General features: G+C 37.8%; 21 protein-coding genes. 6 read left to right on the top strand and 15 right to left on the bottom strand.

Features of this window, described 5'->3' with window-relative positions:
- Nucleotides 1-3: 3 nt before the first annotated feature.
- The 11 genes from BVC89_RS00775 to BVC89_RS00830 all read right to left on the bottom strand — a co-directional run bounded on the left by BVC89_RS00775 (nucleotide 4) and on the right by BVC89_RS00830 (nucleotide 11,256).
- The gene (locus BVC89_RS00775; RefSeq protein ID WP_086929400.1) at nucleotides 4-468 is read right to left on the bottom strand and encodes a 3-hydroxyacyl-ACP dehydratase FabZ family protein; all 465 of its coding nucleotides are present in this window, start codon (nucleotides 466-468) and stop codon (nucleotides 4-6) included.
- A complete protein-coding gene (locus BVC89_RS00780; protein WP_086929401.1) occupies nucleotides 468-749 on the bottom strand; it encodes an acyl carrier protein in 282 nt (93 codons plus the stop codon). The genes BVC89_RS00775 and BVC89_RS00780 overlap by 1 nt, the downstream gene beginning before the upstream one ends.
- A 21-nt stretch (nucleotides 750-770) precedes the next feature.
- Nucleotides 771-1,880 carry an SDR family oxidoreductase gene (locus BVC89_RS00785; protein ID WP_086929402.1) on the bottom strand — a complete coding sequence of 370 codons (1,110 nt, stop codon included), beginning with the start codon at nucleotides 1,878-1,880 and terminating at the stop codon, nucleotides 771-773.
- Nucleotides 1,877-2,683 carry an alpha/beta fold hydrolase gene (locus tag BVC89_RS00790; protein WP_158657729.1) on the bottom strand — a complete coding sequence of 269 codons (807 nt, stop codon included), beginning with the start codon at nucleotides 2,681-2,683 and terminating at the stop codon, nucleotides 1,877-1,879. Before BVC89_RS00790 ends, BVC89_RS00785 begins: the two co-directional genes overlap by 4 nt.
- An 11-nt stretch (nucleotides 2,684-2,694) precedes the next feature.
- Nucleotides 2,695-3,705: a Gfo/Idh/MocA family protein gene (locus BVC89_RS00795; protein ID WP_086929404.1), complete on the bottom strand. Its 1,011-nt coding sequence runs from the start codon at nucleotides 3,703-3,705 to the stop codon at nucleotides 2,695-2,697.
- A gap of 7 nt (nucleotides 3,706-3,712) precedes the next feature.
- Entirely contained in the window at nucleotides 3,713-4,807 is a 1,095-nt protein-coding gene (locus BVC89_RS00800; protein WP_086929405.1) for a radical SAM protein, read from the bottom strand.
- Entirely contained in the window at nucleotides 4,797-5,975 is a 1,179-nt protein-coding gene (locus BVC89_RS00805) for a radical SAM protein (RefSeq protein ID WP_086929406.1), read from the bottom strand. Before BVC89_RS00805 ends, BVC89_RS00800 begins: the two co-directional genes overlap by 11 nt.
- On the bottom strand, nucleotides 5,972-7,051 hold the full coding sequence (locus BVC89_RS00810; protein ID WP_086929407.1) for a glycosyltransferase family protein: 1,080 nt from the start codon (nucleotides 7,049-7,051) through the stop codon (nucleotides 5,972-5,974). Before BVC89_RS00810 ends, BVC89_RS00805 begins: the two co-directional genes overlap by 4 nt.
- Before the next feature lie 7 nt (nucleotides 7,052-7,058).
- Nucleotides 7,059-8,381: a hypothetical protein gene (locus BVC89_RS00815; RefSeq protein WP_086929408.1), complete on the bottom strand. Its 1,323-nt coding sequence runs from the start codon at nucleotides 8,379-8,381 to the stop codon at nucleotides 7,059-7,061.
- A gap of 18 nt (nucleotides 8,382-8,399) precedes the next feature.
- Nucleotides 8,400-8,651 (bottom strand): acyl carrier protein, encoded by a 252-nt coding sequence (locus BVC89_RS00820; RefSeq protein WP_086929409.1) that lies wholly within the window; start codon nucleotides 8,649-8,651, stop codon nucleotides 8,400-8,402.
- 949 nt (nucleotides 8,652-9,600) lie between these two features.
- The gene (locus BVC89_RS00830) at nucleotides 9,601-11,256 is read right to left on the bottom strand and encodes a hypothetical protein (protein ID WP_086929411.1); all 1,656 of its coding nucleotides are present in this window, start codon (nucleotides 11,254-11,256) and stop codon (nucleotides 9,601-9,603) included.
- Nucleotides 11,257-11,483: 227 nt separating this feature from the next.
- Between BVC89_RS00830 and BVC89_RS00835 the strand changes: the two genes are divergently transcribed.
- A complete protein-coding gene (locus BVC89_RS00835) occupies nucleotides 11,484-11,660 on the top strand; it encodes a DeoR family transcriptional regulator (RefSeq protein WP_086929412.1) in 177 nt (58 codons plus the stop codon).
- Here the strand turns inward: BVC89_RS00835 and BVC89_RS00840 are convergent.
- On the bottom strand, nucleotides 11,647-12,795 hold the full coding sequence (locus BVC89_RS00840; RefSeq protein ID WP_158657730.1) for a hypothetical protein: 1,149 nt from the start codon (nucleotides 12,793-12,795) through the stop codon (nucleotides 11,647-11,649). The two genes, BVC89_RS00835 and BVC89_RS00840, sit on opposite strands and share 14 nt — an antisense overlap.
- A gap of 568 nt (nucleotides 12,796-13,363) precedes the next feature.
- Here BVC89_RS00840 and BVC89_RS00845 point away from each other — a divergent pair.
- The 5 genes from BVC89_RS00845 to BVC89_RS00865 all read left to right on the top strand — a co-directional run bounded on the left by BVC89_RS00845 (nucleotide 13,364) and on the right by BVC89_RS00865 (nucleotide 19,486).
- A complete protein-coding gene (locus tag BVC89_RS00845; RefSeq protein ID WP_086929414.1) occupies nucleotides 13,364-14,137 on the top strand; it encodes a DeoR/GlpR family DNA-binding transcription regulator in 774 nt (257 codons plus the stop codon).
- A 27-nt stretch (nucleotides 14,138-14,164) separates the two neighbouring features.
- Nucleotides 14,165-15,994 (top strand): glutamine--fructose-6-phosphate transaminase (isomerizing), encoded by a 1,830-nt coding sequence (glmS, locus tag BVC89_RS00850; protein ID WP_086929415.1) that lies wholly within the window; start codon nucleotides 14,165-14,167, stop codon nucleotides 15,992-15,994.
- 556 nt (nucleotides 15,995-16,550) lie between these two features.
- Nucleotides 16,551-17,420, top strand: a complete 870-nt coding sequence (locus BVC89_RS00855) for an AraC family transcriptional regulator (RefSeq protein ID WP_086929416.1) — start codon at nucleotides 16,551-16,553, stop codon at nucleotides 17,418-17,420.
- Between the two features lie 137 nt (nucleotides 17,421-17,557).
- Complete coding sequence (locus tag BVC89_RS00860) at nucleotides 17,558-18,481, top strand: alpha/beta hydrolase (protein ID WP_086929417.1); 924 nt, start codon at nucleotides 17,558-17,560, stop codon at nucleotides 18,479-18,481.
- Nucleotides 18,482-18,583: 102 nt separating this feature from the next.
- Entirely contained in the window at nucleotides 18,584-19,486 is a 903-nt protein-coding gene (locus BVC89_RS00865; RefSeq protein ID WP_216825068.1) for a helix-turn-helix domain-containing protein, read from the top strand.
- A gap of 107 nt (nucleotides 19,487-19,593) precedes the next feature.
- Here the strand turns inward: BVC89_RS00865 and BVC89_RS00870 are convergent, their stop codons facing one another.
- From BVC89_RS00870 to BVC89_RS00880, 3 genes are all read right to left on the bottom strand, one after another.
- Nucleotides 19,594-21,360: a gamma-glutamyltransferase family protein gene (locus BVC89_RS00870; RefSeq protein WP_086929418.1), complete on the bottom strand. Its 1,767-nt coding sequence runs from the start codon at nucleotides 21,358-21,360 to the stop codon at nucleotides 19,594-19,596.
- A gap of 94 nt (nucleotides 21,361-21,454) precedes the next feature.
- Entirely contained in the window at nucleotides 21,455-21,919 is a 465-nt protein-coding gene (locus BVC89_RS00875; protein ID WP_086929419.1) for an Lrp/AsnC family transcriptional regulator, read from the bottom strand.
- Nucleotides 21,920-22,199: 280 nt separating this feature from the next.
- The gene (locus BVC89_RS00880; protein WP_158657731.1) at nucleotides 22,200-23,492 is read right to left on the bottom strand and encodes a DsbA family protein; all 1,293 of its coding nucleotides are present in this window, start codon (nucleotides 23,490-23,492) and stop codon (nucleotides 22,200-22,202) included.
- Nucleotides 23,493-23,497 lie beyond the last annotated feature (5 nt).

Here is a 23,497-nt window from a genome sequence, read left to right on the forward strand (position 1 = left end):
TATTTACCTACGAGTATTTTCGTTGATACGGCTCATTACGAGACTTTTCAGATGTTGTTTCATTTTCTCATTTGGAAAAGGCATTTCTCTTAGTCTGAATTTTGCTTCGATACATTTCTTATCTTTCACATAAATAGCTCCAGAATACGCACTATATCCAGAGCCTTGCTGAGTACACTGACACTGAATAGTCAACTCATCACCAGGCAGTACGAACTCCCTAAACCTGGCTTTATCAATACTAGAAAACAAAGCTACTTGCTTAAAATCACAAGTTAATAGAGATAAATGCCCCGCTGCTTGAGCAATAGTTTCAGTAAGTAAAGCTCCAGGAATAACAGCAAAGTCTCGAAAATGGTAATCAAAAATAGTCGACTCAGTTGGCGCTACTGAATAACAACAAATCACTTGCCTTTTGCAATCGAACTCAACAATGTGTTGAATCATTTGAAAAGTTTCAAAATTCACTATGCAGCTTCCGCAACTAACTCTTCTATATTAGCAATGAGATTCTTGATAACAAAAAAATCTGCTACTGATTTTTGATTACTATTTATTTGTTCTATCCAGGATTCGGTAGGTAATTTAATATTAAATGATTTATCAATTTCATAAGTAATATCTAAAAAATCAATACTATCCACACCCAAATCCGATATAACATTCACCTCCGGCTGTAGCTCTTCGCCATCGATATCGCACACTTCATCAAAAATTTCTTTAAGTCTAGGTAAAATTTCGGTACTCATTGTTTTCTCCTAAAATAAATATTAGTTTCGGTCAAAATTAGCAATCCAATAATCAATCGTATTTTCTAACAGAACTTTTGCATCGATAGATTTATATTCATCATTAAGCAAACCCAGCATTTTAGTATTATCAAACCTTGGATGAGTTTTAAAATAGTTTGCATAAGCTTCCATAATCGTTCTGTCAATTGCATTAACAAGATTGGTGTATTTCGCTAAAAAGCGTAATAGCCACCAATATACTGAGGTATTTAACCCCACCATCTTAATGCCAAATTTAGTATTAAATGACTTCACTGAAACCTTGCCAGTCAGTTCTTTCCCCAACCCGGCTGTCGCATGAAAAATATCACCACTCTCTAGCTGATCGACTTTTTTCAGTGCACTAATGACACATTCAGCAACATAATCTACCGAAACCATATCAAAAAATATCTTTCGAGGTAGCGGTATAGGTGTTGGATATTTCTTACTATTTTTTCGCATGATAGAGAATAAAGGTATAACAACACCGCTGCGATTACATTCGCCCTTATCGGAACCAATAATAATTGAAGGTCTTACGATGACAGTTTTAATTTTATCTTTGTCCTTTAGCAAACGCTTTTCTGCCTGCCACTTTGATCGCTCATAATTATTTTTAAAACCAGACTCAGGCTTTGCGTGCTCATGTTCATTAATCACACCATTAGCGTGACCTACACAATAAGCAGTACTGACATGAATAATATTGACTTTCCTATCACTTTGTTTATCAATCTCAATCGCTAGCTGCTTTAAACGCTCTACAGGTTCAACATTAATTTTTCGCAATTCATCAACCGGAGCGGAAAATTTAGTAGATGCAGCACAATGCACAATATCAGTAATTGTGTTCTGTAGATGGCTATAAATCTCGTGATCGAGACCAAATTTTTCTTTTGTTATATCACCGGCGACAACCTCAACATTCGATAAATGGCTGAGATCAATTTTATTCACTTTCTCAATCTTTTTTTTAGCGCCTTTTATGCCAGCAGTAGACCTAACTAAGCAGAATAATTTAAGCGATTCATCATTCATCAATCGCTTAAGCACTCTACTGCCCAGAAAACCTGTTGAACCGGTTAAAAAAATAACTTGTTTTTTCATTGTGACCACTCATTATTGACAATCTTGGAAAAGACTTCAGAAAAGTAACTTGGCGATTCAAATGCCGCAAAATGCCCCAAAGCTGGAATAGTTTTAACAATATCAGACAACTTATTATCGTTTAATAACTCACCATTTGATAATTTGACACCATCAATATCATTTTCTGCATTAACAATAATACTATTTCCAGGATCTACCTTATCGCTTAATAAAGGAGTAAAATTAAGATCTATCAAATACCTTAAAAAGGTTTTCAATTTTTTTTCATCCAGTAAAAGATTTTCCATTTCTTCTTGAAAATCTTCATGACATCTATTCATCGCAATATGTCTTATCGCATGCAATGATTTTCCGCTGCCAATTCTTCGATCAATTAAATTTTTAAACATCTGTGCTTTGAGATCGACTTTTTGATCAAAAACAGAAGACAAGTAAATTGCCTTTAATGGCGGAGCATGAACAAGATTTAAGGCTTTGCTCATTGGTAAGCAACCACTACAGTAGCCCAACAAAAGGTAGTTTTTTAAATCATTATGATTTATAACTGCCGCCAAGTCTTCAGAGTAATGATCTGACACGCTTTTATCATCATCTTCTAAATCATCGCCATACCAAGTGTCTCTATTATTAACAAGAAATATTTTAAATTTATTTTTATTTAATTGTATAAACGGTTCCCAAAAACTTGGGTGTATTCCCATTGCATTCGATATGACAAGCGGTTTTCCTTGCCCTGCTAAAAAATAAGAAACCTTTCTCCCTTCTAAAGAAAAAGTTTCCAAGTTCATTGTAGAATTCATAGTCATATTATCTAACATGATAGCGGAGCACTAATATTAGGATTATTGTAATCCATTATCCTTTGACTAAAAGCTGATCGTTCTATTGTTTTCTGAAACGGAATAGAATTCTTAGTCCCTGAAAGAACATCATAAAAATGCTGAATTTGATTCAGATAATAATTCTCAGGTTCGAGAAAAAATCTCTCTCTACCTTTGTTTGAGTATAATTCAATCACTAGCTTTTGGTTGCCATAACAAGGTCTAGAGAAATTCCTTATTTTCAATTTGCCGTTATCAAAAATAAACTCATGTATGGCCTTATAATTTTCCTGATAAGAAGATAAAAATGAAGATTTGAAGTTCGAATCATACTCCACTGTTATCTCAAAAGTATTACAGTAAATATCACCGTCAGGACTAGTAGTATTGAGGCTTTTAATAATATCAATTTTACCTTCTTTAATTCCTTTAAATTTTTGTAAAGGCTGCATCCAGTAGGGGTAGTTATCGAAATAACATCCTCCACCTCTCTGATCGCTATACCGGTAAGAGCCCTCATAGCTAGGAGCAGGCAAGTTAAAGGTGAATGTTGTATTGAATTCATTTAAAGAGCCAAGCTCATATTCTTCTACAAGCTCCAATGTTTTAGTTTGCCAAGGATGGTGCTGCATCATAATGGCCTCTAATACATAGAGGTTTTTTTTATTAGCAAGCGATTTTTGAATACTTTCGGCCTCATTTAAATTTAATGTAATAGGCTTTTCAACCAATACGTGCTTATCATTTTTTATTGCTTCTAAAACCCAATATGTATGCAAATTGGTAGCACAAGCAACATATACGACATCAACATCAGGATCAGATATAACATCATCATAGCTTGCGTAATGTTTAGGAATACCAAACTCTTCTGCTAATAACTTGCTTCTATCACCATCATTAGAACCTATAGCATAAGGCTTTATGTTTTTAACAAACTGGCAAGGCTGAATGATTGCTTGGGGTACAACTAAACCTGTACCAAGAATTCCAATATTCATTAGTCACCTATGTTTTAGTTGATAGTTCCGTATGATATCTAGCACAACCAGTGCATATAGAATACATATTTCGTTTTAAGTGATTTCGAATATCCTTTGCCTTGGAACCATTCCATATATCCATAAAGTTATTTTTATAAACATTACCAATAGTATTGTCGTAAAAAGTGTGGCATAGAGTTACATCACCATTTGCTGCTACTTCAGCATATTTCCAAGGTAATGGACAAAAGGTTTTGCTATCGGAAATCTTATCCCACTGTGCCGAAAAGTAATTATGAATATTCTCTACAGAATAGTCTTTTGGAGATGTCATAAATCTTTTACCTTTCGATAAATAAAATGACTTAACCTCTTCTATCTGACAGCTAATTTTTTTATAGTCTAATTTATCGAAATCAGATTTTTTACGAACCAAACCTTTAGCAAAGGCTGCACCATTAGATTGTTGGAATTTATCTTTCAGTAAAATATCGTAATCTTTCCATTCATCTTCCAAAACAAAATTTTGAAATTCAATACTAATATTATCTATAACATTACTATCAAGTTTATTTATAAAGAGATCAGCAATAACATCCTGGTTAAGCTCGGTAACAATAAATGTGATACCAATTTCCGGTTTTTTCAAACCTCTCTGTTTTTTAAGCATACTTAGTGTTCTAATCCCTCTTAATACTTTTCTGTAAACACCTTTTCCTCTTTGCTGATCATTTGCCTCTTCAGTACCATCCAGTGAAACCCACAAGCGATCGGGCTGATAATTAATTAGTTTTTCAGCATGCGCTTCTAATGTGGTTCCGTTAGTGTCCATATAGATTTCCCCATTCCTACTTTTAACTAGGGAAATAATGTCCCAGATATTCTTATACAGTAGGGGTTCACCACCAAATAAACCGACATATGGATTAAAATCTTTAACATCTTCAAGGGTTTTATAGATAATTTCGGGATCCAGTTTTAAAATCTCTTTTGGTGATTTATCTAAGTAAATACCCGATGTTCCCCATTGATAGCACATATGACATCGTAGGTTACAATTTTCAGTTAGTTGAAAAACTAACCACCTAGGAACGGTACCGAATTGATTATTATTTTCCATTTAAATACAACTGTATGCACTTTGAACAGATTGGAGTTAGCCCTTTATACATAATTGAACGTAGTTTTTGATATTTTTCGCCACGCCAAATATCTAACGCATTTTCGGTATTAAGGTCACCTAATTTGAATTCTGGGAAAAGCTTACAAGAACTCACGGAGCCATCCGCTAAAATATCAAGCCTATTACTAACGGCATGACAAGTTCTTCTATTTTGTCCCGGGGTCTCAGTGCCCATTAAAAACCCCATAGATTCTTCTTTTCCTAAGTCAGGTCTGAAGCGTATTCTTGTTTTCCAAGTACGAGCATTTAGTTTTGCAACCTGCTCGTCCAATATAGCTTTTGATTCCTCACTAATCCTATGAGTATAAGAATGCCAACTCGCTTTTACACCGTTTTGACCAAACGTAGGATTTAACCACATAAAGTTTTCTTTGAAATATTCATCCATATGTTCGGCAACATCAGTTGGAATAAACCATGGAAAGCAGTAATAAATAGCATCGACTCCCATGTTTTCTGCCATGACAGCTAAATCAAACAATTCACCAACATTGTCATCATTTAAAACTAGGTTAATATTAATGTTGCCTTTGTATTTTTTACGCTGTTTAAGCACAATAAATGGCATAATATTATCCCATACCTTCAAGAAGGTCCCCTTACCTCTTATTTCGTCGTGACTCTCTCTTAGGCCATCAACACTTATCAATAAGTTAGGGTGTTCAGGTAAGTCAACAATAGATTGGAAGTTATCATTGAGTTTTAAAGCATTAGTACAAATGACACTTGGTCTTGGGTCATCCATCATATATTCACATAGCTTATCCCATTTAGAATAAACGAGTGGCTCCCCTCCCCAAAAATAAAGCCTCGACTTTACCGATTTTGTTACTTTTAGAGTATCGATGACAACGTCAATATCAATTTCTTTTCTCTGAATTTCCTTTTCATAGTTATGAAAGAATCCCTTGTCATTCCATTGAAAACAATGACCACAGCGCAAATTACACTGGTAAGTGAGCTGCATACCAATTTCTTGTGGATAGGGAGTCGCGAATGACGGATTAATTTTTCTGGCTCTATCTGACTGAGCAGATAGCCGCATAGATTCTTTTACCCATTTAAATGACTCTCGGTCTAAAACCACATTATTTTCTGGTCTCATGCTATGATTCTCATCAAGTTTTTAATTGATCTAGTTGTTTTATAAGTTTGAATATTTTTTGACATCTTCAACAAGGAATCGTCTGGAAATCCCTGATTCTTCCACTCATCATACTCCATACCAAAACCCATTTTTTTCCAAAGTTGAGCATTGGCCTCTTCGTGGTCACCAAATCGATCCAGAAATAAAATAGGTGTATTTGCTGAGAATGAGTCGATTAGTGTTCCTCCACCGGGTTTACTAACGATGGCTTTACTTTTTTTAACAAGCTCATATAAATCTGAAATTTTTTGATAGCTATTAGAAATTTTAGGAGCATTTTCTGATACTGGTATTAATCTAGGAAAACAAATATCAAAGCTATTAAAGTGACTTCCTGGCCTCCAAGAAGGATCTTGACATAAATATTCGGTATTACTTCCAGTTTTTATGTCGTCCTCGAAATAAGTTAAGCAATAAATATGTTTATCCAGTTGGTCTAAGTCTTTAATTGTTTTTTGATAAGTACCAATACCCCAACCCCCTCCATGCACAATAATACTATTGCTCTTTTCTTCCAGATATTCATCGGATTTAATGTTAATAAAATAGTTTACTTCTTCCCTGTCAATAGAAAATAATTCATACCTGGAAACAGGGAATTTGGGAGACTCTGATTTCCAAGATTGAGCTTCAATCGCATCTAAAATAATTGTATTACATGAGAATTTTTTTTGTTTATAAAAATAGTTTAATACTGGTGTCCAAAAACCAGAAAAAACTAAAAATTTATTAATCCCTGATTTATACCATAGTCCAAGCAAATCATTTGTTATGCTTTGATCAACTTTGCTACTATTATTTTGAACAGATATCTTCTGCCCCATTAACGCTATTTTAAAATTTGAGTGGTATAGTTTTTTGACTTCTTGTATATTTTTTTGAAGATTTTCACCATACAAATCTTCGTATACAAAGAAAAACACATTGCTTTCACCATATTCATCTACTAACTGGTGATATAGTGTCAATGCTGGCACATAAACACCCAAAGTTGTAGCAGAAGCTAATATTGCTATCCTATGGTTACTTGTCATATTTATCTCAATCGAAAACTTCTATTTTGGCATTCAACAAGCATTCTTTTAATTTTTTAAATAACTGCTCAATGTTTTTTGAGCATAAATACATATATATTCTGCCTGTATAGAACTGCTTATTTCTGTCAGAGCTATATTTATTAATTTCTAGTGTGTTACATGAAATTATAGCAACACCCTCGTTACCAACTTTTGATAACAATAATCTGCTGTTATCTAGTATTTCCATAATGCAATTAAACCCGAAGTTTAAATTTAATTTAATATTAAGCCCAATCATTTGGCCAAATAAATCATCTCTCAATAATTTTTCCCCTAAATGATAATTCAATAAACTCATAGATTTACGGCAATTGATTTCAACAATAGGCATTAGTGTGTTATCGGCTAACATCATTGAATCTACACAAACATCTCCAAAATACCCATCATTAAATAAAGCCTGAGCTATTTTATTTATGACAGAATAGTATCCTTTAGATTCGAGTAAGGCTTTACTTTCTGAATCCATCTCTTTGCTTCCTAAGTAAGAGAATTGACTGTTTAGTAGCGTATTAGTCGAAATAACAGTAAGATCTCCATTTTTTTCAATTCTAAATTGACAACAAAAATCATATTTCTTATCAAGCAAGGGCTCTATCAAGAAAAATGTTTTTTTGCCATTTTTTTCTTGTTTTTTTAAATGTCGACAAAGGGCATTCAACATAACAGGAGAATCAACTAAAAGATTACCTTTTCCTGAAACACCAAAAAAATCTTTAACTAAAAATTTATTTTTTAATAGGAGTTGGTCGCCTTCCTTTAGTAGCTGGTCAGCAGAATATACAATGCAACCTATATTGTTATTTGCATTTATCTTTGACCTAAGTTCATAGGAATACTTTTTAGAGTTTACCTCTTGTACTATCTTAAAGTCTGGTATATGAGCGACTAAATCTAAGCTTTTATTAAATTTTTCAGTACCTGGTAATATACAAAACGGATCAAGGCTATAGTTTTTACCTGATAGCTCAGCTTTAAGATCTTGATCAATAGCAGCAATTTCAAATATATCTTGTTGATAAAGTTCCTGACTTATTTCTTCTGTATCTACCAAGTGTCGAGTATTGAAAAAAAAACCTAATTTTTTTAGATATTCTTGTAAGTCTCTTGAAAAAGGTAAAAGTGTTAACAAAAGATCATTAGAAGATGAAGTAAATACCCATTGAAGCTCATCCATCGCTAATACTGAATTATTGGCACTGGATTTAGAAAAACTAGGCAATAGTGTCTGATTCGGAGCATTTAAAAAACGTTCAAAATCAAATGCTCCTATTTGGACTTTCATTTATATTGACACTCGGATCTAAATTATATTAACAACGGTAGGCGTACTACCTTCTAAGTAAGCTACTAATTTCGATAGAGACGATAAATATTCATATTGAAAGCTATCAAAATCAACTTCCATATCAAATTCTTCTTCAATTTTAAACATCAACGATACAACATCTAATGATCCCAATCCTATATCATCTAAAAGGTTGGCTTCGTCATCAATATTATTAACATCAATCTTTTTTATTTCTGCAATAATTGCTTTTAGTTTTTCTTTCATTTTGATTAGGCCGATTAATCTAAAAATTGTTCACAATAAAAAATAAAAAGTAGAAAACATAAAATTAAAAGCTACCCTTTATTTTATGTTTGATCTTCGTATCTGGCTTTTTTATTAGAAGCGATTGATTAATTTAGGGTTATTTCACTAAATTAATACTCATATTTAAGTGTGAGAGTATTACAAGAATTTGAAGATTTATACTTATCAAAGTCATTAACGTGTTTTTGTCTAAATGGCGTCAATAACTAAAGTGTTCGTAAATGAAAAATAAATATATAAAAGATACCAGGTATCATAAAAAAGTAAGCCATAGCGTTAGCACTGGAACAGGGTTATATCCCATAAATAACCTACCGAACCAACAACTTAATTCTCTAGTAATTATAGAAATGTGGATACTTTCACTGATAGAGAAACTATTTAAGATTTATTTTAATTTGAAGTTATAACTCTATTTTGAGACCTAAACGTCGAGTTATTGGATATTATTGGTAAGACCGCATTGGTTCGAATAACAAGTTTTTCTGTAAAGAGTATATGAGCCATTTTACTTATGGCGATAAAAAGGAATATAAATTCTGGGAATACAAAGTGATGATTATGCTCTAGCTATGAAAAAATTTATTAAACAAAATTCTTATGACTCTTATCCAAGTGCGAAGATAGCAGTCTATTAGACAATGGTGAGTGGTAATTTCATAGTTTTTAATGAAACTATAGGCTTATTTAATTCCCTAAGATTTTCCTTTGTAATCAATGCTAGTGATTTCGCCCCACTGAATATTCAGTGGGTTTCAAATCATAGCAACTAAAGATACTGCAAGCCCTTTATAATTTTAAAGGCATCCACCATAGTTTAAAGGCGTTGCCTTATTTGGCTAAAGACAGTCTCAGAATAGTTGCTATGTTTTACTTGTCGAACACATGTTAACTACTGGCTCCAGTGTTAACTGTTTTGGGTACTATCTCCACCTATTCTTGACTGATTGACCAGTGCTTGCATAAGCTGGGGATTACCGCTCACTGATTGATTCTGTAATTGCGACATCATGCTAGAATTATGCATGAATGTACTTAAAAGGCTCGGATCTTTGACCAGCATTTCCATAAGCTGAGGATTTTGCGTTAATTGCAACAGATTATTGATTTGCTGATTCTTGTTGCCTGCCATCATTGGATTCTGCTGTCTTATTGAATTCTGCTTGGCAGCTTGCATTGATTTATAGATTTCTTTTTTTCCCATTAGGGCACCTGCAATAGCACGCCCCATTTGTCCAAGAGCTTTATCGCCACCTAGTTTGTTTACAAGTTTTTCTGGTATAAGCCCTTTCTCCATAAAGCCCTGTAGCTGGCCTGTGACAGATTTACTAACCTGATCATGTACGTCATCTATTTTTGTCAATATACTTGCTAAATCATCTTTAGAAAACTGTTCTGGAGAGAGTATATATAACATTAAGTCTTTTTTGAGATCCTTAAGACTCTCCTTAGTTTCTGATTTAATTTGTGATCTAGCCTCTATGAGGGAGCTAGCAAACTTTTCAAATCTGCCTTTTTTACTCCCTCCTTCATCTGCAGTCGTTTCGGAATCCGAAGCCAGCTCCTTAATTCCTGAATTTAAGTTAGGTAGATTCTTTTCTAGGAATTTACCAATTCCTTTTGTGAGTCTACTCAGTAGACCTTTCTTTTTGGTAGATTGGGCTTCGTTTGGTTCTTGTGTTGCAGATGTCTCTGTTGCTTGTGTTTCTTCTGTCGCTGCGGTATCACTTACAACTGGTGTCGGCTGAATGTTTGATGCTGTTGGTGGTGCAGTTTCTGCAGGCGTATCTACCTTAGCATTCTTGGCAGCAGGTGAGTCGGTGATCTGACTGTCATATTCTCTAGGGCGTTTTGAACCCGTTAGCTGAGTAGTAGGTGTTTCATCCTGGGGCGGTCTGGTAATCGCGTCAGGGTTTTCAGAAATGGGAGGCCCAGCTTCGCGCCCCATTGCTGTATTAGGCTTTTTGGTAGCAGGTGAATCAGTGATCTGACTGTCATCTTCTCTAAGGCGTTTTGAACCCGTTAGCTGAGTAGAAGGTGTTTCGTCCTGGGCTGGTCGAGTTGTGGCGCTGGGATTTTCTGAAATGGGAGGCCCATCTTGCCTGCGTCCTGCAGGTTGAGTATCCTCAGAAGCAGAAGGGCTCTCGGTGCTTGAAGCAGAGGTATCAGCCAATACGCTTAAACGCGTTGCAAATTTGGCCGCTCCTTCCGCTGCTTTGTCTGCAAAGCTAGAGGCTTTGTCCGCAAATTTTGCAGCTTGCGCAGTGCTTCTTGCAACTTTCAGCATAATATCTGATGTGGACGGATCGTCCGGATGACTGAGAGACGCAGTTTTTACATTTGCTATTGTTACTCTATCTGCTGCTTGTGCAACTTTACCTGAAGCCTCAGAAGCTTTTGCTGCTAAGCTTGCAACGTTCATCATCATATTAGCTGCCGCATTACCCATCATAGGGGCTTTGGAACTTGCTTGTTTGAAAAGCTTACTAGCGGTGCTGCCGGCACTCCTAAGCATGTGTTGCACCGATTGCATATTAACTTGAGAAGAAACCGAAGCTACCATAGCTGGATATTACCTTTAGTTATTAGTTTATATAAAATGATGTTTATCGAATTGTTTTTTTCTTTTTTTTTGCCCTCACCTGGTGAGGCTAACAATTTCACTTGGGATATCTATAACCTTAAGTAGTGTTTTCGTCCGAATAGTTCTTTTTTATTGTAATCTACTTTCGCTTTTCCAAAGTATCTTTCGATATGAAAGTTTTTGTCTTGTATAAAACAATTTGAATTATGGCAAAGCGCTTTACACAAGTAAGAATAGACGAATTAGTCAGGCTTTTAGGTGAGAAAGGTGGACTGAGTGTTGATTTTCTCACACAACACTTCGAAACTTCAGACGTTACGATTCGAAAGGGTTTGGCTGAGCTTGAAGCCAATGGTTTGCTGACGATGACTATAATCTATTGAATATAGATTTATCCGTTATCATTTTATCTTTGTCTAGTTTGTTGCGTCGAAGTATTACTCTTTCTATAACGCAACTGGCTGTATTATAGGACTCAGCACTTGGATGTTTAGAAATCCACTTCCTATCCGCAAATAATTTCATTAATTCATCTAATGTTATGGTTTGACCTTCAAATGAAAACGTCGTGTCTTTCTCTGATTCAAAAAGTTCTTTTAAGGTTTCAACTCTGCTTTCGTTCCAGTATCTATTAGGAGTATCTGCACTTCCTTTGAGTTGTTTTTTTATTATTCGCTCATTCAATACAGAGTTATTATGGCCATTTTCAACTAACTCAAGGTCTAATCCCATCAGCATATCTTCGCCGCCTGTAATCATGTATGCAGGATAAATCCCGTCGCTTAAGCGTCCTCGGAATGGAGATTCGATAGAGACGAATTGCTGTGCCGGTGAGTTAAAGTCTGAGGCCGTTGGGGCTTCTAATTCGCTAAAAGGACTTGGTACTTCCTGCCTTGTTGGATAGCCTACACCATATCCAGCGATTACTTTTTTTCCATCATTATGAATGCGGCTAATGTTTGATTTGATTTCTGGTCTTGTATGTCTGGTTCCTTCTGTCTGAACAACATCTTGATCCATCATTAAAACCCTATCTGGCTTATATGGCAGAGAGTCCGCAAAAGATAATGCAGCAGCGCGAGAAGCGCCAAAACCTGTTAGTTTACCTCCATCCCATCCAACCAAGTGCAAGTTCTTATTCTGAGTCATAAGAGTATTCAGTTCAGAATGGTAAGTTTCATAATCCTCTTTATGAACCATAATATATACTGGCTCTCCTCGCATATTCTTTGGGTGAAATGCCAAACTATAATTACGGCTCATTTCATTAGCTAATTTCTTAGCACTCCCCCCACTAATAACTATTGCTGGTGTGTTTTTTTTATGGTATCGACCTTCAATATCATTGGGGTCTCTTATAAAGGAAAGCCAACTAGATCCATTTTTACCATTTGAAGCAAGCGTTCTGGATATGCTAATTCTATTCTCCTCCACTTTCTGCATAGCTTCGAGTTGTTTAGGGTCTTTACTAACTTTTACTGGGGAGTATTTACGAGAAGGTCTAGTGTCTTTATCCAACCACGATGCTGAAACCTTTATTTCTATAGGGGTGAGACTGCAAGGCATAGCCTTGACAGACTGTATTTTCTGAGCGAGAGCATTTCTCCCGTCTACGTGTTTTGTGCCTGTATCGCTAGCCTGTATTAATGATGGAGAAGAGTTAGATCTGACTAAATTCAAGGGTCTCATATATTACATGCCAAATTCGTTTTCTATGTAGAAAAGCCCACGACACTTCCAATGTCTAGCGCTATAGAATAATCCCGATATTGGTTGTAGCCTTTTCCATTACAGGCGAAATTTAGCGCTTGCCTCTTTAAAGGGCTTGCTAGCTGCGCTGCGGAAACTCTTAAGCGATTGCATCTTAACTTGAGAGTAAACCTAAGCGACTATAGCTAGATACTGATTTTCATTAAAAATTAGTGTGAAAATGGTGATGATGGGTTTTCCCCCGATCTTCCCGCACTTTCCATGTCCTTAAGTAGTATTTTTTTTGGATTAGTTCTTTCTTATTGTAATCTCCTTTCGTTTTGCTAGAATATCTTTCGATATGAAAGTTTTTGGCTTATAGAAAACGATTTGAATTATGGCAAAGCGCTTTACACAAGTAAGAAGAGGCGGAATAGTCACGCTTTTAGGTGAGAAAGGTGAATTAAGTGTTGATTTTCTCGCACAACACTTCGAAACTTCAGAAGTTACGATTCGAAAGGACTTGGCCGAGCTTGAAGCCAATGGGTTGCTTTTACGCCGTCATGGTGGCGCTATTCCCATCCCTACAGAGATGGTAGGAGCCACTGTCCACAGGGATAACAATGAGCGTAAGCAAGCGCTTGCAGCGGCTGCAGCCGAGCTAATCCGCGACCACAACCGAATTATTATTGATAGTGGCACCACCACCGCCGCTCTTCTCCCTTTGCTACAGAATAAAAATGGTTTGGTGGTGATGACGAATTCTTTGGATGTGGCCAATAAGCTGCGCGAACTCGAAAATGAGCCGACTATTCTAATGACTGGCGGTACTTGGGATGCTCGTTCAGAGTCATTCCAAGGGCAGATTGCTGAACAAATACTTACCGCCTATGACTTTGATCAGCTGTTTATTGGGGCAGATGGTATCGACGTTCAGCGTGGTACGACTACCTATAACGAGTTATACAACCTCAGTCGCGTTATGGCTGACGTTGCCCGCGAAGTTGTGGTTATGGCCGAATCTGGAAAAATTAATCGCAAAATTCATAATCTTGAGCTGCCTTGGTCATCGGTAGATGTACTGGTGACCGATAGTGATATCACTGCTCATGATAGAAATAGTATTGAATCCCATAGTGTAAAAGTGATTAGTGCACCTTATGGGCAGTAAACGAATTTAAAATTTAGGAGTATCAATATGTGTGGAATTGTAGCCGGTGTCAGCCAGCGAAATGTTGTCAAAATTTTATTAGAGGGTTTGCGCCGCTTAGAATATCGTGGTTATGATTCCGCTGGTATTGCTACCATCGATCAAGAAAAAAATTTACTGGTTAACAAAGCGGTTGGCAAGGTTCAAGAATTGACGAGCCTTATAGAAGCCAAGCCTATGCCAGGTAAAACAGGTATTGCTCATACTCGTTGGGCAACCCATGGCGCGCCAAGCGAAAGCAATGCACATCCTCATGTTTCCGGCAGCATTTCTGTTGTTCATAATGGCATTATTGAAAACTATAAAGAGCTGCGAGACGAGCTTGAAGAAGCTGGTTATACATTTAATTCTGACACTGATTCAGAAACCATTGCCCATCTTTTGCATTTAATCTACAGCGAAAATTGTGATCTTTTTGAATCTCTAAAACTGACCATCGCCCGCTTAAAAGGGGCTTATGGCTTGTGTGTCATGTCGACCGATGACCCAAGTGTTATATTGGGCGCGCGCAGTGGCAGTCCCCTTGTTGTAGGCTTAGGCATTGAAGAAAACTTTTTGGCTTCAGATCAACTGGCTCTGCGTCAGGTAACGGATAAATTTATTTATCTAGAAGAAGGAGATATTGCCCGTATAAAAGAAGACAGCGTGGAGCTATTTGACAGCGAGTATCAGCCTGTTGAAAGAGAGCAAGTGGCCATTACTGATATCGTCGACCCCACCGATAAAGCGGGCTATCGCCACTATATGCAAAAAGAAATTCATGAACAGCCCAAAGCGATTGCCAATACATTGGAAGGGCGTCTAAGTGATAACGGTGTTATTGCAGAGTTTCTTGGAGCTAACGCGAAAGATGTACTACCTAAGATAGAGAACGTACAAATTGTTGCCTGTGGTACGAGTTATCACGCAGGCCTTATCGCTAAATATTTTATTGAAGAGTGGGCAAATATTCCTTGCCTAGTTGATATCGCATCTGAATATCGTTATCGCAAGGTGATCACACCTAATAATGCCTTACTTATTTCTATTAGCCAATCAGGGGAGACGGCTGATACTTTAGCGGCGCTGCGAAAGGCTAAGGATTCTGGTTATCTTTCTTCACTGACAATTTGTAATGTCCCTAGTAGTTCGCTGGTACGTGAGTCTGAATTTGCGTTAATGACCAAAGCTGGTTCAGAAATTGGGGTTGCTTCTACTAAAGCGTTTACAACTCAAATTGTTGCCTTGCAAATACTGTCACTTATCCTTGGACGCAATAATGGTTTGAGCGAGGAAAAAGAACAGGCGCTTATCTCAGAATTAAGGACTTTGCCTGAATTATGTAAAGAAGTTCTTGCACTAGATGAACAAATAGAAAAAATTAGTGAACAATTTGTAGAAAAACACCACTCACTATTTTTAGGCCGTGGTGTGCAATATCCTGTTGCACTTGAAGGCGCATTGAAACTCAAAGAAATTTCCTACATTCATGCTGAGGCCTATCCAGCTGGAGAACTAAAACACGGCCCCCTTGCCTTGGTTGACAGTGATATGCCGGTTATTACTGTCGCACCAAATAATGAGTTACTGGAAAAATTAAAATCTAATTTAGAAGAAGTACAAGCCCGAGGGGGGAAACTTTATGTTTTTGCCGATAGAAATAGTGGCTTTACTGAAGATGAAAACACCGTTGTTTTCAGCCTACCCCACGTTCCTGCAAGTTTAGAAGCGATCGTCTATACCCTACCCTTACAAATGCTGTCCTACCATGTTGCTGTAATGCGCGGCACTGATGTGGATCAGCCTCGTAATTTGGCTAAATCGGTGACAGTTGAGTAAGACTTAGAGCATCCAGATAAAAGATGCTAATAATTGATAGATGCTCCATTAAAAAAGCTAACAACAAGGAAATTTTTAACCCTGGAGTATAATATTAATGGTTGTAAGTAAAGATTATTAAAAATGATCATCATGACGCTTTAATGATATATTTTCAATGACTTCATCAACTTGGTTTATATGACGCGAGTTATATTCGCTTTTTAGCTAAGATCATGTGAAATGAGCCTTATATTCTATACTGGCTCATTATTTCCATAAAAAATACTTTTCACTTTGAATAAGATAATAACTAACCCTTATAAAGGGTTAGTTATTATCTTATTTGTATAAAGAAAGCGTAATTTTGTTTATTTAGTTGTGCAGTGCTGCCCCCTATTATTTACACATATCGTTTTTCCTATTCTTTATTAATTAATTCAAGGTTAAACAATCCTGTTTAAGCATGTCAGCTCAAAACTGCTATATGTTTGCCTAAAACTCCGATTTTGCTTCTGGTGCGTTGCCCAAAAGTAAGGGATATATTAAATTCGGATTAAATATTCTGAGGCTTAGAATGATCAAAGATTTACTTGAACAAAAAATAACTAAGGAAGGCGTGAATCAAACAAGTATAGATGAAGTGATACTTGTTAAATTAACAGCTCCAGTTGCTAAGACTAGTGCTGTATTACCGCCGGGTTTGTGTATGGTAGGCCAAGGAGAAAAATATATTTATATAGGCGAACAACAGTATATATACAATAAAGATCGCTGCCTTTTGGGAACAGTTAAACTGCCAATATACGCCGAGTTAAAAAAAGCAAGCGTAGGTGCGCCATACCTAGGGATGGCCATACTTCTAAATGCTTCTGTCATTAGCCAACTATTAATTGAATATGACCAATTTGATAAAGAAATTGATACTAAAGTTGATGGACTTATAACCACTATTGATGCTTCTGAAGAGCTCTATGAACTGGTTGCTCAACTATTGGGTATTTTGGGTAACCCTATGGATGAAAAAATATTAGGCGCTCAGTACCTTCGCGAAATATATTATTTTCTACTTAAAAGTACAGCGGGCACGTACATGCGAAATTGTGCTCTTCAGCATGCTAGAGCACACAAGCTAGCACCTGTCCTACATTATCTTGAGAATAACTTACTTGAAGATATAACAATTGAAGATCTCGTTGGCCGTTTTGGAATGAGTGAGTCAAGCCTACATGATAACTTTAAAAAAACAACAACACTTCCGCCGATGCAGTACGTTAAGAGGCTCAAGCTTAATAATGCACACCAGCTGCTAATGTTTGGAGAATCAGTTAATCATGCGGCGAGTAAATCCGGTTATAAGAGCGTGACACAGTTTAGTCGAGAATATAAAAGGCACTTTGGTCGGTCGCCAAGTGATTTGAGACGGGAGCTGGATAACCATAATTAGTAGAGCCTATTCGTTATTGAAATATTTTGACGTTGTTTTGTATCCACATTATGTAGTTTTGTGTAGTGATCACCGAAACAGCTTTATCTATCATTATGCCATTATCTTTTTACATAATTAAATCTAGGAATAAATATATGAATATTAAAAAAGTAACGTTTAAATCATTTGGCGTAGATTTGGTTGGTGATTTATACCTCCCGCAAGGTTTTGATGAGAACAAAAAATACAAAGCCATCGTTGGCGCTAGTCCGTTTCCACAGGTTAAAGAGCAAGTTCTAGCTACCTATGGACCAGAAATGGCCGACAGGGGTTTCGTATTCTTAGGGTTTGATTATCTGGGAATGGGAGACTCACCGGCATTACCAGGAGAGTTTAAACAATCTAGATATATGTTTAGACTTTTGGAAAATACATGGGATGCCGTTTCCTATTTGGGAACACTTCCTTTTGTAGAAGAAATTTATGGACTAGGTGTTTGTCAGGGAGGTTCAATCATAGCCTCGGCATCAGTGACAGATCACAGAATTAAGAAAATAGCGACAGTTTCAGGAATGATGGCAGCTGATGCCTTCCAATGGGCTGATAAAGCTATGGCGAACCAACTGATTGCGGCTGCAAATGCTTCAAAACAGGCTATATATGAAACAGGAGAACCAGATTATGTTGCTCCTTTTGGACTTGATGATGAACAATCAAGAGAGGAACATATTGCAGCAGTAGGGTCTCCAATGGCTGGCGAATCTTATGACTATTATGGCAGAGATGGAATTAAAGGTCCTAAAACCGTTGAAAACTATACTAATATGCATATTGGCGACCAAGCAATGCAATCGCTTATTTCTATTGGGGAAGCTTATGCAGACAAGATTGTGCAGCCTTCTCTGATTATTTACAGTAAAACTGCCTTTACTGCTATCTGCTCAACGGCATTTATTGAAAAGCTTACAAATGAACATAAAGTGATAGCTTTAGAAGAGTTTGGCCATGTAGATTTCTATCACAAACCAGAGGCTGTAAAAATATCAGCGGATGCAGTGGCAGAATTCTTTAATAAATAATTAGTAACGTTAGTGATGGTGGAAAATTGCTAGCAGCCAGCGATAAGCTGGCCTAGCATACATTCAAGCTCAGCACTCTGGAGTATAACTAGGAGCAGAACTGTGACTCAAAAGAAACATATTTCTAACTTGCATGAATTTCATGGGCTGTTCAACCTGCCTGCTCCTGAGCATCCATTATTTTCTATCTCTCATATCGAGACGGATACTACAAATCCGATTAATTGCCCGGATGTTCCACTCGTGTTGAGCACTGACTTTTATTCAATTAGCCTGAAACAGATCATCGAAGGTGAGATTCACTATGGGCGAACAAAATATGATTTTAAAAATGGAAGCTTAATTTGTATAGCTCCTCGTCAAGAGGTTGTAACAAAAGACGTGAAGACCAAAAGTAGCGCTAGAACAATACTAATACACGAAGATTTTCTACGTGGGACAAATGTTCAGTCCGCCTTTGAAGAAGCGACCTATTTTACCTATGCGGTAAATGAAGCCCTACATTTATCACCGAGTGAAGAAACATTACTCAAAACTATTTTCGACACCCTTGAACAAGAATACCGACTTAATCACGATGCCTTTAGTAAGGATATTATGATCTCACAACTCAAAACCTTATTGACGTACGCGGAGCGCTTTTATCAACGTCAGTTTCAGCAACGAATGGAGAGTCATGAGTCGACATTAAAACAACGTTTTTCTGCAGCTTTAAAAAACACGCTTTCTGACCAAATTCCTAGTGTTGAAAAAATCGCTTCTGAGCTAAATGTTACGGCTCGCTACTTGAGTGATGCTTTAAAAGTTGAGACAGGCCACACAGCACTAGAAAATATTCATCTCTACCAAATTGAACGAGCCAAAAACATGCTGCTTGGTTCCGATGATTCAGTCTCTGTTATCGCCTATGCTTTGGGATTTGAATATCCGCAATATTTCTCTCGTTTGTTTAAGAAAAAGGTTGGAATGACACCGTCAGAATTTCGTGAGCAAACTCGTCATTAGAACAGTTGCAGTGCACTAGGCACAATATGAGTCGTGGTAAAGGAGAATGTATTAAGGGGAATCCCTTCCCTCTGAGTGAAAGCTACCTTGAGCATTCTGTAAATAAATTACTCGGGTTTGCCAATAGTACCCTCGCGTCTCGGATCAACTCCACCTACAAGGCTGCCATCGGGTTTGCGCACGGCCATGCTTAGGCCCGAATTTTCGCCTCTTGAGCCATCTACATTATAACCCGCCTTTTTAAACGCTTGGACCAGATCTTCAGAGCCAGTATTTGCTTCAATTCTGACAATATCGCCGCGCGCCACTACATTCGGGAGTGCTACTGCTTGCTGGGGGGTGAGTCCCCAATCGAGAACTCCAACGATGGATTTAGCGGTATAGGCAATAATATTACTACCCCCTGGGGAGCCGGTTGCCATTAAAAATTCGCGGTTTTCGTCAAGGATAATTGTTGGCGACATTGAGGATCGAGGTCTCTTTCCTGGATGTACCGCATTGGCTATAGGAAGGCCCTTTTCATCTTGATACCTAAACGAGAAATCCGTTAACTGGTTGTTTAAAAACATACCGCCGACCATACGTGAGGAACCAAAGATACTCTCTACTGTTGTCGTCATCGATACAGCATCTCCGTTTTTATCCACGACAACGAAATGGCTAGTACCTGCGACATCATTTGTTGCATCTTTACCGATTAAACTCGCTTGCTTGTTGCTACTAAACTTCCATGGATTGCCAACCTCAATAGCAACGGGTGCCTGTGAGCTCAACTTCTTAGCACGTTCCGCGATGTAATCCGAGTTTAAAAGGCCATCGATAGGAACATTAGAAAATTCAGGGTCGGCAATAAAATGATCTCTATCGGCATAAGCAAGTCGCTGTGCATTGATAAAGTGTTGCCAATTTGCGCTGCTATTGTTTTTATTTTGCTCGGGGAAAGGGTTTTTATCGAGCAAAGACATGATTGTACTCACTGCAATCCAAGAAGAAGGCGGTGGCGGGCCACACACTAACATTTCACGATAGGGCGAACACAATGCTTCAAGCTTTTGGGGCTTGTATGAGCTGAGGTCTTCAAGTGTCATTGCGCCGGCGCGTGGCGTTCTCGCTACTTCTGCTACTATCTTTTCTGCGATTGAACCTTTGTAAAAAGCTGATGGGTCTGCAGAGATGATGTCTAATGCTTCAGCATAATCAGGGTTCTTCAAAATGTGGCCGACTGGAAGAGGCTCACCATCAATATGGAAATAGTTATATGCCTCCATTGGCCCTTCTTCTGGGGTTGATGGGATCAGACGACCGTAACGTTTTAGTATGTTGTGAAGGCGGGGCGATACGGAAAAACCATTTGTTGCCAACGCCTTCGCATAACCAAAAAGTGACTTCCAAGAGTGTTTTCCAAAATCATTATGCGCCATTTCTAACATGGCAATAGCACTCGGAACGCCTACGGATAACCCACTGTTTTTAGCATCCAAATAAGAGAAAGGAGTACCGTCGTCTTTTAAGAACATATCTTTGGTAGCACTTTTGGGTGCGCGTTCTCTGCCATCATAGACCGTTAAATTTTTTTCAGAGGCATCATAGTGCATCATAAAAGCACCACCTGCTAATCCAGAACTCTGAGGTTCGACAAGGCTAAGAACCGACTGAATGGCAATAGCCGCATCAACCGCGGAACCACCCGCTTCAATGATTTCTTTACCTGCATTGGTTGCGTGCGGATTCGCTGTGACAACAATATAACCACTTGAATCGGACGCGCTGGCGTCAGTGACATTATGATTGCTGGGGGCATTATTCTTCTGGCAACCAGATGAAAAAATAAAAACGGAAACTAATACAGTAAAAGGAATATATAAAGATTTCATCTAGCTCTCCTCTGTTGCCACGAATTGATGAAGCGCGCTATGCCAGTAAAGTGGCATCCGACTATAGCAATATGTTCGAGTTGTTTGTGCAAAATTATCCCCCTTTATTTAAATGACCGAGATCAATTTCAGTGGTTTCTTTAGACGTGTCAAGAACCATTAGCGTCTCTGTTTTAACGACTGCTTTAAGGGGTTTCACAGATGTGTTTATGAACTCTTGAAGGGCAACAGTATTCTTAACTCGAACTTTCAGTAGGTAGGAATGAGGGCCGCTAATATGATGGATCTCTTGAACCTCTGGGCACTCGGTTAATGCACAGGTTGCCTCATACTCTCCTTCATAGCTCATATCTACAAAAATAAATACCAGAAGTTCAACGCCAAAAGCACTGGGGTTTAAAACGCCGCGCCACTGTGTAATTGCGCCAATTGACTTTAGTTTGCGAACGCGTTCATTAGCCGAAGACACAGATATTCCGACGTGGTTGGCAATTTCGGCACTTGATGCCTTGCCATCAGCCTGAATAATGTTGGCGATTTGTTTATCAATGTCATTCATGGTCGTTAATATACCTGTGTATCGCCTAAAATCAATAAAAAATACGAGATAATGACCATGATGTGTATAATTTATGGAAAAAATTATATTAGTAAGGAAATATTACAATGTGGATGCTATGGGATTTCGTCTTAGCTATTGTTTCAAAATTATGGTTGCAAACGATGTATACCGTAAAGTAGCAAAGAGGTTAGTCTGCCGGGTTACTGCTGGGATTCGTTGTTCTTAGTACTAGTGCTATGCTGAAGTCTTTCTTAAGAGCTGGAGAACAGAATGGTTACTATTTGTTTCTCAAGATATGGTTTTCTAGCATGGCAAACCTATCTTGTCCCCAATAATGTTGATCTTCGTATCGAATACACGGTACACCCCAACATCCCATAGCAAACATTTCATCGAGGTTTTTCTGCACTCGTAGCTTCCATTGATCATTGTTCAGTTTCATTTTGGCAATAGACCAATCTAAGCCACACCTTGTCACTATTTCTTTCATTCCCTTGTCCGTTTCTGCGCGTATTCCTTGGGCATTAACGCCTCTGGCAAAACTTAGTAAGAACGCATTAAGTAGATTTTTTGAGTCGGCGTAATCAATGAGTGCGTAACAACGCTCAACGGCTTTACCAAGAGGGTCGGCAACAAATCCATAAGGAATTCCTAGCTTTCGTGCCTCTCTTTTTGTATCCAAAAAAATGTACATTTTCTTGGTATGCGGCACATTCATGCCACGCATCATCATGGGCATTACCGGTTTAATTTCGAGAGGTAGGTGGTAGTGTTGCGCCATTGTCACAGCTTTTTCTATCGCTATGTACGAATAAGGACTTCTGGCCGACCAAAATAGTGTTAAGGGTGTATTGGGCTCAGTAGTTTCGCTGTTATTAAATTGGGTCTTACAAAAATTCTTATATGTTTTGTCAAAATATATTTTCTCATCTGGCTGCTTGGCCAGGCCCATCTGAAGTAAGCGTTCTTCTAGGTGGTCAAGCCTGTCTATTGCCCAATACCATTCGCCGTCAAAACTTATCATAGCGCCTTGATAATGACCTGTTTTACTCAATAGCTCAAAGTTATTTGATAGCTTGTTTTGTCGCTCTGATATTCCCTCAAGAATTTTCTCTGGTACGTTGCCATTAAACCAAAACTGCTCAAGCAGATGTCTTGCTTGCGTAATAAATGATTCGTCATTTTTCAAAGCAACAAGGTAATACGACAAGGTCTCGGTATCTGTCTGGTTTACATGAGGCACCTCTTCGGGAAAGTCGAGGCTATATAGCTGGGCAAGTTGATGTGCATCGTAAGTCGCATAAGCCCTTAACATGTCGAGTCTTGGATACATCTGCTCGTCAAGATCGTTGATCACGTGAAAGCGCATGGCAATAGAGAAACGAGCCTGAATAGATGGTAGGGCTTGAAGTAGTAGGTAGCTATATGGATCATCAGGCTTAATAAATATGTTAATCACATACGCTTGGCCACTGAGTTTGGCACGTAAATTAAACAGCGAACGTTTAGCTTTGAGTAAAGCGTCACTTGAAATAGTGCGTGCCACATAGGGCATGAGCGATTTTTTCATTTCAA

It is taken from the genome of Agarilytica rhodophyticola (assembly GCF_002157225.2).
Classification (GTDB): Bacteria; Pseudomonadota; Gammaproteobacteria; order Pseudomonadales; family Cellvibrionaceae; genus Agarilytica; species Agarilytica rhodophyticola.